Raw genomic sequence first — 11,915 nt, 5'->3', positions numbered from 1 at the left:
ACGGGGGGTTTTCCGGCGGGACTCAGAGTGCGCTCGTCCTGCCGGAAGGTGACGGACGTCAGGCCGCGGCCTCGGCGCCGTCCTCGGGCGCGCACCGGCCGACCAGGTCGTCCATGGACAGCCCGAGGGCCGCCGCCAGCGCGGCCACCGTGAAGAAGGCGGGGGTGGGGGCGCGTCCCGTCTCGATCTTCCGCAGGGTCTCGGCCGAGACACCGGCGCTCGCCGCGACCGCCGGCATGCTGCGGTCGCCGCGCGCCTCGCGGAGCAGCCGGCCGAGCCGCTCGCCGCGTTCGCGCTGTTCGGGGGTGAGAGGGGTGCGCACCATGGCGCCCATTCTAATACCGCCCCCGTCGGCACCCCATTAAAATACCGGTATAGTAATTGGCATGGTGGAACTGAAGACGGACACGGCGATCGACGCGATGCGGGTGACGGGACAGGTGGTGGGCCGGGCGCTCACCGCCGTGCGCGAGGCCGCCGACGTGGGCGTGTCCCTGCTGGAACTGGACGAGGTGGCACGCGGGGTGCTCAGGGAGGCGGGCGCGACGTCGCCCTTCCTCGGGTACCGCCCCTCCTTCGCGCCCGTGCCCTTCCCCGCCGTCATCTGCGCCTCGGTCAACGACGCGATCGTGCACGGCATCCCGGACGGCTACCGGCTGCGCGACGGGGACCTGGTCTCCATCGACTGCGGCGCCCAGTTGGGCGGCTGGGCCGGCGACTCGGCGATCAGCTTCGTCGTCGGCACCCCGCGCCCCGCCGACGTCCGGCTGATCGAGACGGCCGAGCGGGCCCTGGCGGCGGGCATCGAGGCGGCCGTCGTCGGCCACCGCATCGGCGACATCGCACACGCGATCGGCTCGGTGTGCCGGTCCGCGGGGTACGGCGTCCCGGACGGCTTCGGCGGGCACGGCATCGGCCGCCGGATGCACGAGGACCCGTCCGTGCCGAACGAGGGCCGGCCGGGCCGGGGCATGCCGCTGCGGCACGGCCTGGTCCTGGCCATCGAACCGATGGTCACCGCGAGCGGCCGCGACGACTACCACGCGGCCCCGGACGGATGGACCCTGCGGACGAACGACGGGTCCCGCGCCGCCCATGTGGAGCACACCGTCGCGATCACCGCCGACGGCCCGCGCATCCTCACGGCACGCTGACCTCGGTCCCTTCACGGGGGTGCCTCCACCGCACCGCCTGGAGGTGCCTCATCCCATCGATCGTGCGAAGGTGTTCTACGAACGCGGCCAGGTGTAACCGGCGCTCGTCGAGGTTACGCGACTCCGGCAGTCGATCAGCGAGGGCGACCCTGCCCGCGCAGGGACGCCGGATGGGAACGCCCATGACCAGTGGCTTCAGTGGTCCGGACGACGACTACGACCCCTTCGGAGAATTCCTCGCCCGCTTCTACGGCGGACCTCGCCCCGGCCCCCGCCAGGTCGACATCGGGCGGCTGCTCAGCCAGCCGGCCCGGGAGCTGGTGAAGGGGGCCGCCCAGTACGCGGCCGAGCACGGCAGCAGGGACCTGGACACCCAGCACCTCCTGCGGGCCGCCCTGGCGTCCGAGCCGACCCGGAGCCTGCTCAGCCGGGCGGGCGCGGACCCCGACTCCCTCGCCACGGAGATCGACGCGCGTTCGGGACCCGTCCACCCGCCGGGCGAGTCCCCGCCGCCCACGTCGCTCTCCCTCACCCCGGCCGCCAAGCGGGCGCTGCTCGACGCGCACGACCTGGCCAGGACGCGGGGCGCCGGATACATCGGCCCGGAGCACGTGCTCGGCGCCCTCGCCGCGAACCCCGACTCGGCCGCCGGGCACATCCTCAACGCGGCCCGCTTCACCCCCACCGGCGGGTCCCTCGACGCCCCGGAGGCGGCGCAGCCCCGGCCCGGCACCGACCAGCGGCCACGCGTCGAGACCGGCACGCCCACCCTCGACAAGTACGGCCGCGATCTGACCGACCTCGCCCGGGAGGGCCGTATCGACCCGGTGATCGGCCGCGACGAGGAGATCGAGCAGACCGTGGAGGTGCTCTCCCGGCGGGGCAAGAACAACCCGGTGCTCATCGGCGACGCCGGCGTCGGCAAGACCGCGATCGTGGAGGGGCTGGCCCAGCGGATCACCGACGGGGACGTACCGGACATCCTCAGCGGCCGCCGGGTCATCGCGCTGGACCTGACCAGCGTCGTCGCGGGCACCCGCTACCGGGGCGACTTCGAGGAGCGGCTCACCACGATCGTGGACGAGATCCGGGCCAACTCCGACCGGCTCATCGTGTTCATCGACGAGTTGCACACCGTCGTCGGCGCCGGTGGCGGCGGGGAGGGCGGCGCCCTGGACGCCGGGAACATCCTCAAGCCGGCGCTGGCCCGCGGCGAGCTGCACGTCGTCGGCGCGACGACGCTGGAGGAGTACCGCAGGATCGAGAAGGACGCCGCGCTCTCCCGCCGCTTCCAGCCGATCCTGGTCCCCGAGCCGTCCATCGCGGACGCCATCGAGATCCTGCGCGGCCTGCGCGACCGCTACGAGGCCCACCACCAGGTCCGCTACAGCGACGAGGCGCTCGTCGCCGCCGTGGAGCTGTCCGACCGCTATCTCACCGACCGCCGCCTGCCCGACAAGGCCATCGACCTGATCGACCAGGCGGGCGCCCGGGTGCGGCTGCGCTCCCGCACCAAGGGCACGGACGTGCGGACCATGGAGCGCGAGGTCGAGCAGCTGACCCGCGACAAGGACCAGGCCGTCGCGGACGAGCAGTACGAGCAGGCGACCCAGCTGCGGGACCGCATCGTCGAGTTGAAGCAGCGCATCGAGGACGCCGGCGGTAACGTCGAGGTCGACGAGGGCATGGACCTGATGGTCACCACGGAGGACATCGCCGAGGTGGTCTCCCGGCAGACCGGCATCCCGGTGAGCGCCCTCACCGAGGAGGAGAAGGACCGGCTGCTCGGCCTGGAGGAGCATCTGCACAAGCGGGTGGTCGGCCAGGACGAGGCGGTACGTGTGGTCTCCGACGCGGTGCTGCGCTCGCGGGCCGGTCTCGCGAGCCCGGACCGGCCGATCGGCAGCTTCCTGTTCCTCGGCCCGACCGGCGTCGGCAAGACCGAGCTGGCCCGGGCGCTCGCCGAGGCGCTGTTCGGCAGCGAGGACCGCATGGTCCGCCTCGACATGAGCGAGTACCAGGAACGGCACACCGTCAGCCGGCTGATCGGCGCCCCGCCCGGCTACGTCGGGCACGAGGAGGCCGGTCAGCTCACCGAGGTGGTGCGGCGGCACCCGTACTCGCTGCTGCTGCTCGACGAGATCGAGAAGGCCCACCCGGACGTCTTCAACGTCCTGCTCCAGGTGCTGGACGACGGCCGGCTCACCGACTCGCAGGGCCGCACGGTGGACTTCACCAACGCGGTCATCGTGATGACCAGCAACCTCGGCTCGGAGGCGATCGGCAAGGGAGGCACCGGGATCGGCTTCGGGTCGGGCGACGGGCAGGCCGACGAGGAGGCCCGCACCGAGCGCATCCTGCGCCCGCTGCGCCAGCATTTCCGGCCCGAGTTCCTCAACCGGATCGACGAGATCGTCGTCTTCCGGCAGCTGACCACCGATCAGCTGAAGAGCATCACCAACCTGATGCTGGACAAGACCCGCCGGATGCTGCGTGCCCAGGGCGTCACCGTCGAGTTCACCGACGCGGCCGTGGAGTGGCTGTCCGAGCGCGGCTACCAGCCCGAGTACGGCGCCCGCCCGCTGCGCCGCACCATCCAGCGGGAGGTCGACAACGAGCTCTCCCGGCTGCTGCTCGACGGCCGGATCGGCGAGGGCGGCCGGGTCACCGTCGACGTGGCGGACGGGCGGCTGGTCTTCCGTACGGAAGAGCTGCCGCCCGCCCCCGAGTTGTGAGCGTCGCGCCCGGCGTCAGCCCGCCGGGCGCACCACCATCGCGGAGCCGCCGCCGCGCCGGACCTTCTCGGCGGCGGCCAGCCACCGGCCGTCCGGCAGTCGCTGCACACCGGTGGCCGCGCCGATCTCCGGGTTGAGCCGGAAGCCGTGTCCGATGGCCTCCAGGCGCGAGCGCGACGGGCTGTCGTACAGGCCCGGTTCGAGTTCGGTGGTGGCCGCGTTGCGCTGGCTGGCACGGGGCGCGGCGATCGCGTCGACGAGCGGCAGCCCCCGGTCGAGGAAGCCGGTGAGCGTCTGCAGCACGGTGGTGATGATGGTGGCGCCGCCGGGCGAGCCGAGCGCCACGACGGGCTTGCCGTGCCGGTCCAGGACGATCGTCGGGGACATCGACGACCGCGGCCGCTTGCCCGGGCCCGGCAGATTCGGGTCGTGCACGGCGGGGGCGGCCGGGGTGAAGGAGAAGTCGGTCAGCTCGTTGTTGAGCAGGAAGCCGCGGCGGGGCACCGTGATGCCGCTGCCGCCGGTCTGCTCGATGGTGAGCGTGTAGGACACGACGTTGCCCCACTTGTCGGCCACCGTGAGGTGGGTGGTGCTGTCGCCCTCGTAGGTGGTGGGGGCGGCCGTGCCGCGCGCGTCGCAGGCGGCCGGGTGGCGGGGGTCTCCGGGCGCGACGGGGCTGGTGAGCACCGCGTCGTCCTTGATGAGGCAGGCCCGCGTGTCGGCGTACCGCTGCGACAGCAGCTCCTTCGTCGGTACGTCCTCGAAGGCGGGGTCGCCGACCCAGCGGCCGCGGTCCGCGAAGGCGATGCGGCTGGCCTCGATGTAGCGGTGCAGGTACCGGACGTCGCTCGCACGCGAGAGGTCGGTCCTCTCCAGGATGTTGAGGGCCTCCCCGACGGTCGTGCCGCCGGAGGAGGACGGCGCCATGGAGTAGACGCCGAGACCGCGGTAGGTGGTCCTGGTCGGCGCCTGCGCCCGGACGCGGTAGGTCGCGAGGTCCTTGGCGGTGAGGTCGCCGGGCCGGGCGTTCCAGCCGGAACCGGGGTCCACGGGCGGCTTGTCGACCGTCCGTACGATGTCCCGCGCGAGGTCGCCGCGGTACAGCTCGCCCACGCCCTTGCGGGCCAGCTCGGCGTAGGTGCGGGCGAGATCGGGGTTCTTGAAGGTGGAGCCGACGACGGGCAGACGGCCGCCCGGCAGGAACAGCTTCGCGGTGTCCGGGAAGTAGCGGAACCGCGTCTCGTTGGCCGCGGTCTGCGAGCGGAAGGTCTCGTCGACGGTGAAGCCGTCGCGGGCCAGCCGCTCAGCCGGCTCCAGCACCGTGCCGAGGCGTTTGCTGCCCCAGGCGTCCAGGGCCTTGCGCCAGGTGGCGGCCGTGCCGGGGGTGCCGACGCTGAGCCCGCTGGTGACGGCTTCGGCGAAGGGGATCGCGGAGCCGTTCTCCACGAACAGCCGGGAGTCGGCGCTGAGCGGTGCGGTCTCCCGGCCGTCGAGGGTGCGCACCGAACGGGACTTCGCGTCGTAGTAGACGAAGTAGCCGCCTCCGCCGACGCCGGCCGAGTAGGGCTCGGTGACGCCGAGCGCGGCGGCGGTGGCGACGGCGGCGTCGACCGCGTTGCCGCCCTCGCGCAGGATCTCGATGCCGGCGGCGGTGGCGTCCGCGTCGACGCTGGCCACCGCTCCGCCGTAGCCGGCGGCCACCGGGACCTTCTCCACGGGCCGTGCGGCCCCGGGGCCGGGCGGCGCCGCCGCCCCCACCGAGACCACGGCGGCCGAGACCGCAAGGACCGACAGTTTCCGCGCGACAGGGCGACGCATCCGCACCTCCAGTCAGGACCGTCCGCGCAGCGTAACCGCATCCCGGGGGTCCCGACAGACCCCCTCGGTCGACCGCCACACGAACGCCACGTCTCGAACACCGGTACGTACCAGAGGCGTCGGGCCGCTAGCATGCGCGCCCATGAATGACGACGTGCGCAACATCGTCCTGGGCGTGGTCGCGGCCGGTCTCAGCGCCGCGCTCGGCTGGCTGGCCCGCACCTACCTGTGGAAGCGCAGGCTGCGCCGCAAGCAGGCGTTCTTCGGGCTGCCCGACAACGCGGAATCACTGCTTGTGGTCAACCGCGGGGCGGGCGGGCCCGAGCTGACGGTGATGCGCTACGACGTGTTCGCCCTGCTCGAACTCGCCGCCCTCATCAAGGACTGCAACGCCCACGCGCAGATCATCCCGCACGACGCGGCACGGCAGGGCTTCGGCGAGCGCACCGAGTTCTGCGTGGGCGGGCCCGCGTCCAACCGCCGTATGGCCGCGCATCTGGCCTCGCTGCTGCCGGGTGTGCAGGTGAACACGGATTCCGAACCCGGGCCGGAGCGGGGATCGTTCCACATCGGCTCCGAGCGCTACCAGGTGGAGGTCGGCAAGGAGGAGTACGCGCTGCTCGCCCGGCTCACCGTCGGCCAGAGCCAGGGGCCGCGGCCCGTCTTCCTGTTCTGCGGCCAGACCGCCATCACCAACCAGGCGGCCACCCGCTATCTCGCCCGCAACCTCGAGCGGCTGTCCCGCAAGCACGGCACCGGCTCGTTCGTGCTGCTGCTGAAGGTGGTCAACTCGCAGGCGTACGGGCCGGACGTGGTGGAACTAGTCGCGGACGTCACGCGGGCGGCGCAGACGGCGTTGCCCGCGCCCGCGCGCAGTAGCCACCGCGCCTCTTGAGGTACATCACATTCCACTAATCGTTACTGGCACGTAACTTACCGACGGGTTACTCACGGTAAGCGACTGCGGTTACCGTCGGGTCACTTTGCAGGGAGCCGAGTGAGGAGTGACCCGTGGGAATCCAACGTCATGCCCCGCGCACGACCACCGTGGGCATCGTCGCCGCGACCCTCGTCGCCGGTGGCGTCCTCGGGTCCGCCCCGGCGGCCCAGGCGGCCCCGAACGGCGTCCGCTTCGTGGACATCACCGGCGACGGCGGCATCACCCTGAAGGCCAACGTCGTCACGCCCTCCGACACCCACGCCGGCACCCGCCACCCGCTGCTCGTCCTGCCCACGAGCTGGGGCCTGCCCCAGGTCCAGTACTTCGCGCAGGCGCAGAAACTCGCCGACTCGGGGTACATCGTGGTCAGTTACAACGTGCGCGGCTTCTGGCAGTCCGGCGGCGAGGTGGAAGTCGCCGGGCCACCGGACATAGCGGACGCCTCCAAGGTCATCGACTGGGCCCTGGCCAACACCCCGGCCGATCCGCGGCACATCGGCATGGCGGGCGTGTCGTACGGCGCCGGGATCAGCCTGCTCGCCGCCGCGCACGACAAGCGGGTCCGGGCGGTCGCCGCGCTCAGCGGCTGGGCCGATCTGATCGGTTCGATCTACTCCGGCCGCACCCAGCACGTGCAGGCCGGGGCCCTGCTGGACGGCGCGGGCCGCGTCACCGGACGCCAGAGCGCGGAACTGAAGGGGATCTGGCACGACTTCTACACCTCCGACCTGTCGCGGGAACAGGAGCTGATCAACTGGGGGAAGAAGCGTTCGGCCGTGACCTACGTCGACCAGCTGAACGACAGCGGCGCCGCGGTCATGCTGGCCAACGCCTGGGGCGACACCGTCTTCCCGCCCAACCAGGTCGCGGACTTCTACGAGAAGCTGACGGGCCCCAAGCGCCTGGAGATGCGCCCCGGCGACCACGCCACCCCGGAAATCACGGGACTGCTCGGCGTGCCCAACGACGTCTGGAAGGACACCGAGCGCTGGTTCGACCGGCATCTGCGGGGCGAGGACAACGGCATCGACCGCGAACCGCCCGTCCAGCTCAAGCCCCGTTCCACCGGCGGCTACGAGAGCTACCCGGACTGGAAGTCCGTCGCCGCCACCGAACGCAAGCTCCCCCTCGGCGACTCGACCACGATCCGGGCGAACGTGGACTCCGGGGCGGACGCCGGCGTCGTGTTCCTCTCCAGCATCCTCGACCAGGTCGCCCACCTGCCCCCGATGGCCTCGATCCCGCTCCTCCCCCGGCGCTGGGCGGCCGTGTGGCAGTCCGGCAAGTACCCCGCCGCGCAGCACATCCGCGGGACGGCGAAGCTGCACACCACCGTCACCCCGACCGAGGAGAGCGGCACCCTCGTCGCCTATCTGTACGACGTGGGCCCGCTGGGCCTCGGCAAGCTGGTCAGCAACGCGCCGTACACCTTCCACGGGCGCACGCCCGGGCAGCCGTTCGGTCTGGACCTGGAGCTGTACTCCACGGCCTGGGACGTCCCGGCCGGGCACCGGCTGGCCCTGGTGGTCGACACGGTCGACCCGCTCTACATCGAGCACAACCCGTCCGGCGCGCGGCTGACCTTCTCCTCACCGGCGGACGACCCGTCGTACGTGTCGATCCCCCTGCGCGAGCAGTGATCTCCGGCCGGCGCCGGGCGGGTATGGCTCTGTGACTGCTGCCCCCTGCCGCCCCGTTGTCCCGAGGCCGTGGGGGGATCCCCACCCGGCAGCAGCGTCCCTGGTCGCGGCCGGGGCCACCTCCATGGCCCTGGGGACGGACGAATCATCGTAGTCGAGGTCGTGGCGGGCGTGGATCGCGGTGGGTGAAAAGCCCCTCGACCACACCCGCTCCACCCTCCCGGACGGGCGGGTCCCCTTCGTGTGCGTCGACGTCTCGCGGTTCGGCCATCGGATCGCCGGTCATGCCCAGCCCCAGTCCTCTTCAGGTGTGATGCGGTGGCCGCAAACTATCCAGGCCGAAGGGGACTCGACGCACGACACGCACCTTTCGGGCATAAGCCGTATTTACACCGCACTTATTCCAGAAGTGCAGGTCAAAGCCTCACGTCTCAGCGACCTCCCCGTAGCACTGCGACAGTTCGGGCACCCCGTTCACCGCCCACTCGTGCCCGGCGGCCACGACGTCGAACTCCCGTCCCGAGGCGAGCCGTACCACCGGCTGGCCGTCGGGCCGGATCATCCACTCCGCCCCCCGCACCGTGCGCACGAGGACCGTGCCGAGGTAGAGCCCCGCGTCGTTGCCGAGCCACGGCAGGATCTCCGCGTCGTCCCGCCACCGCGGCAGCATCTGGTCGAGCGCCTCCAACGACTCGGCGCTGTCGTCGAGTCGCACCCCCGCCCGGAAGGCGAGGGACCTCAACAGCTCACACTCGGCCAGGAGTTCGGCGATGCCCTCGGGGTCGACGGTCCCGCGCTTCTCCGGCCGGCCGCCCAGAAAAGGGATCTTCATACCTCCAGCGTGTCATTCGCACGACCGAACGCACCACAGGCGCGCGGACCGTCGATTCGGGTCGAGTTCACGCCGAGTTCGCGCATGGCGCGTTGACGGGGTCACCGCTCCCTCCCTACTTTCTCGGTGCGTCACGCGTCTCAGGAGAACCACTCGTCCGACGTCAGGTGCGGACGCGAACGGGAGGAGTCGAAGGTGCGCCGACGCAGGTGGAGTTCCGCCGTCGTCCTGGCCCTCTTCACCGTGCTGGTGCCCGGCGCCCCGGCACAGGCGGCCTCCGCGCGCGGACCCGGACCGCTGCCGCTGGAACGGCTGTTCGACAACACGGCCGTCAGCGACGACACCCGGCCCTCCGAGGCCGACTTCGACGGATCCGGCGCCTCGCTGTCCGCGCAGTCCCTCGCCGCCGCCGGCTGGACGCCGGGCCGCACCCTCACCGTTCGGGGCGCCCGGCTGACCTGGCCCGGACGGGGCGGCGTTGCGGACAACGTCCAAGCCGCGGGGCAGGAGGTACGGCTGCGCGGCCGGGGCGACGCCCTCGCCTTCCTGGTGGCGGGCACGGCCGGCGCCGACGTGACCGGCACCGGTGCCGTCACCTACGCCGACGGCACCCGGTCCGCGTACGCCCTCACCGGACCCGACTGGCGCACCGGCCCGCTCGCCACGAAGGCGGTCGCCTTGGCGCACCTCAACACGCCCGGCGGTCCGCTCGCCGAACGACCCCGGCTGTACGTCGTGACGGTGCCCCTCGCGGCCGGGCGCGAGGTCGCCTCGGTACGGCTCCCGCGGGCGCCGGCGATGCATGTGTTCGCGCTCGCCGTCCGCGCCCCCGCGGCCGGCTGGACGGGCAGCTGGGCGACCGCGACCGGGGGCCACCCGGCCGTCGGACCCTGGACGGACCGGACCCTGCGGCTCGTGGTGCACACCTCCGTGGGCGGGCCACGCGTGCGGCTGCGGTTCGACAACACCTTCGCGACGGGGCCGGTGCGGATCGGAAGCGCGACCGTGTCCGTGCAGCGGTCGGGCGCGGAGGCGACGGGCAAGCCGGTGCGCCTGTCCTTCGGCGGGGCGCGGGGCGTGCGGATCCCGGCGGGCGCCCAGGCGTACAGCGATCCGCTGGGCTTCCGGGTGCCCGGGGACGCGCATCTGCTGGTGAGCTTCCATCTGCCCGAGACCGTGCCGGCGGCGCCCGTGCACCGGCTGGCGCAGCAGCGGTCCTACGTGAGCGAGCCGGGTGACCACACGGGGGACGTCTCCGCGGCGGCCTTCCCGACCGTGCTGACCAGCTGGCCGCTGCTGACGGGGGTCGACGTGTCCGGCGGCCCGGGGTCGGTGGTGCTGCTCGGCGACTCCATCACCGACGGCGACCGGTCGACGCCGGACGCCGACCGGCGGTGGCCGGACGTGCTGGCGGACCGGCTGCGCGACCAGAGCGAGGTGCCGCGCTACGGCGTGCTCAACGAGGGGATCTCCGGCAACCGCGTGGTCTCCGACCGGTATCCGGGTGACGGCGTGTCCACCGACACCTCGGGGGTGAGCGCGCTGCACCGCTTCGACCGGGACGTCCTGGCGCAGACGTCGGTGCGGACGGCCGTGGTCTTCGAGGGGATCAACGACGTGCGCTGGCAGGCCACGGCCGAGCAGGTCGTCGCCGGGCTGCGGGCGCTCGCCGAGCGCGGGCACGCGCACGGGCTGCGGATGCTGGCGGCGACGATCCTGCCGTGCGAGGGCGAGGCGCGCTGCACCCCGGCCGTCGACGCCGAGCGGGCCAGGATCAACGACTGGATCCGCGGGGCGGGCGTCTTCGACGGGGTGCTCGACTTCGACGCCGTGGTGCGCGATCCGGAGCACCCGTCGCGGATGCTGCCGGCCTACGACAGCGGCGACCATCTGCACCCCGGGGACGCGGGGCTCGCCGCGCTGGCCGGATCGGTGGACCTGCGGTCGCTGGTGCCGTGAGCGGCCTGCCGGGGCGCTGCTAGACGTCCAGGTCGACCACGACCGGGGCGTGGTCGGAGGCGCCCTTGCCCTTGCGCTCCTCGCGGTCCACGTAGGCGTCGCTCACGGCCTTGGCGAACGCCTCGTTGCCGTACACGAGGTCGATGCGCATGCCGCGGTTCTTGGGGAAGCAGAGCTGGCGGTAGTCCCAGTAGGTGAACGGGTGGTCGTACTTCAGGGGGCGCGGGACCACGTCCGTCAGGCCCGTCTCGCGCAGGGAGGCGAGCGCGGCGCGCTCGGCCGGGGTGACGTGCGTGGAGCCCTCGAAGGCGGACCGGTCGAAGACGTCGTCGTCCGTCGGCGCCACGTTGTAGTCGCCCATCACCGCGAAGGGGCGGCTGCCGGCCGCGTCCCCGGCGACGGCCGCATTCAGGGCCTCGAACCACTGGAGCTTGTAGGCGTAGTGGGGGTGGTCCACCTCGCGGCCGTTCGGCACGTAGACCGACCAGACGCGGACCGGGCCGCAGGTCGCGGAGATCGCGCGGGGCTCCACGGAGCCGTCGTAGCCGAGGTCGCCGGGCAGGCCCTTGACGACGTCCTCGATGCCGACGCGGGAGAGCACCGCCACGCCGTTCCACCGGCCGGTGGCGTGGACCGCCGCCTCGTAGCCGAGCTCGCGCAGCGCGTCGAAGGGGAACTGCTCCTCGGCGACCTTGGCCTCCTGCAGGCACAGCACATCGGTGCCGCTGCTCTCCAGCCAGGCGAGCAGCCTGGGCAGGCGGGCGGTGATCGAGTTCACGTTCCAGGTCGCGATACGCATGCCTCACAACCTACCGGGCGGGTCCGACAACGCGGTCC

General features: G+C 72.6%; 9 protein-coding genes. 5 read left to right on the top strand and 4 right to left on the bottom strand.

The window, feature by feature from the left end; all coding sequences use genetic code 11:
* Positions 1 to 58 precede the first annotated feature (58 nt).
* Positions 59 to 325, bottom strand: coding sequence for a helix-turn-helix domain-containing protein (locus ACFRAC_RS06905; protein WP_382921859.1), 267 nt, complete (start codon positions 323 to 325; stop codon positions 59 to 61).
* 61 nt (positions 326 to 386) lie between these two features.
* On the opposite strand from ACFRAC_RS06905, the gene map reads away from it, so the two are divergent.
* Together map and ACFRAC_RS06895 are read left to right on the top strand one after the other, a co-directional pair.
* Positions 387 to 1,154, top strand: a complete 768-nt coding sequence (gene map / locus ACFRAC_RS06900; protein WP_382921856.1) for a type I methionyl aminopeptidase — start codon at positions 387 to 389, stop codon at positions 1,152 to 1,154.
* Positions 1,155 to 1,336: 182 nt separating this feature from the next.
* Positions 1,337 to 3,889: an ATP-dependent Clp protease ATP-binding subunit gene (locus ACFRAC_RS06895; protein ID WP_382921853.1), complete on the top strand. Its 2,553-nt coding sequence runs from the start codon at positions 1,337 to 1,339 to the stop codon at positions 3,887 to 3,889.
* 15 nt (positions 3,890 to 3,904) lie between these two features.
* On the opposite strand, the gene ggt is transcribed toward ACFRAC_RS06895, so the two are convergent.
* On the bottom strand, positions 3,905 to 5,707 hold the full coding sequence (ggt, locus tag ACFRAC_RS06890) for a gamma-glutamyltransferase (RefSeq protein ID WP_382921851.1): 1,803 nt from the start codon (positions 5,705 to 5,707) through the stop codon (positions 3,905 to 3,907).
* A 142-nt stretch (positions 5,708 to 5,849) separates the two neighbouring features.
* On the opposite strand from ggt, the gene ACFRAC_RS06885 reads away from it, so the two are divergent.
* Positions 5,850 to 6,602 (top strand): hypothetical protein, encoded by a 753-nt coding sequence (locus ACFRAC_RS06885; protein ID WP_382921848.1) that lies wholly within the window; start codon positions 5,850 to 5,852, stop codon positions 6,600 to 6,602.
* Positions 6,603 to 6,718: 116 nt separating this feature from the next.
* Positions 6,719 to 8,287, top strand: coding sequence for an alpha/beta fold hydrolase (locus tag ACFRAC_RS06880; RefSeq protein ID WP_382921845.1), 1,569 nt, complete (start codon positions 6,719 to 6,721; stop codon positions 8,285 to 8,287).
* A 424-nt stretch (positions 8,288 to 8,711) separates the two neighbouring features.
* Here ACFRAC_RS06880 and ACFRAC_RS06875 read toward each other — a convergent pair whose 3' ends face one another.
* Positions 8,712 to 9,119: a DUF6278 family protein gene (locus ACFRAC_RS06875; RefSeq protein WP_382921842.1), complete on the bottom strand. Its 408-nt coding sequence runs from the start codon at positions 9,117 to 9,119 to the stop codon at positions 8,712 to 8,714.
* A gap of 195 nt (positions 9,120 to 9,314) precedes the next feature.
* Here ACFRAC_RS06875 and ACFRAC_RS06870 point away from each other — a divergent pair, with 195 nt between their 5' ends.
* Complete coding sequence (locus ACFRAC_RS06870) at positions 9,315 to 11,078, top strand: SGNH/GDSL hydrolase family protein (protein WP_382921839.1); 1,764 nt, start codon at positions 9,315 to 9,317, stop codon at positions 11,076 to 11,078.
* 19 nt (positions 11,079 to 11,097) lie between these two features.
* Here the strand turns inward: ACFRAC_RS06870 and ACFRAC_RS06865 are convergent, their stop codons facing one another.
* Positions 11,098 to 11,877 (bottom strand): exodeoxyribonuclease III, encoded by a 780-nt coding sequence (locus ACFRAC_RS06865; RefSeq protein WP_382921836.1) that lies wholly within the window; start codon positions 11,875 to 11,877, stop codon positions 11,098 to 11,100.
* Positions 11,878 to 11,915: the final 38 nt, after the last annotated feature.

It is taken from the genome of Streptomyces sp. NPDC056628 (assembly GCF_042792555.1).
Taxonomy (GTDB): Bacteria; Actinomycetota; Actinomycetes; order Streptomycetales; family Streptomycetaceae; genus Streptomyces.
Note: the sequence above shows the minus strand (reverse complement) of the source record. Positions and strands in the feature narration are given on the sequence as shown.

Excerpts from the sequence above, each read along its gene's own strand:
- ACFRAC_RS06875 (WP_382921842.1), bottom strand. The coding sequence starts at position 9,119 with ATGAAGATCCCTTTTCTGGGCGGCCGGCCGGAGAAGCGCGGGACCGTC.
- ACFRAC_RS06905 (WP_382921859.1), bottom strand. The coding sequence starts at position 325 with ATGGTGCGCACCCCTCTCACCCCCGAACAGCGCGAACGCGGCGAGCGG.
- map (WP_382921856.1), top strand. The coding sequence starts at position 387 with ATGGTGGAACTGAAGACGGACACGGCGATCGACGCGATGCGGGTGACG.
- ggt (WP_382921851.1), bottom strand. The coding sequence starts at position 5,707 with ATGCGTCGCCCTGTCGCGCGGAAACTGTCGGTCCTTGCGGTCTCGGCC.
- ACFRAC_RS06865 (WP_382921836.1), bottom strand. The coding sequence starts at position 11,877 with ATGCGTATCGCGACCTGGAACGTGAACTCGATCACCGCCCGCCTGCCC.
- ACFRAC_RS06895 (WP_382921853.1), top strand. The coding sequence starts at position 1,337 with ATGACCAGTGGCTTCAGTGGTCCGGACGACGACTACGACCCCTTCGGA.
- ACFRAC_RS06885 (WP_382921848.1), top strand. The coding sequence starts at position 5,850 with ATGAATGACGACGTGCGCAACATCGTCCTGGGCGTGGTCGCGGCCGGT.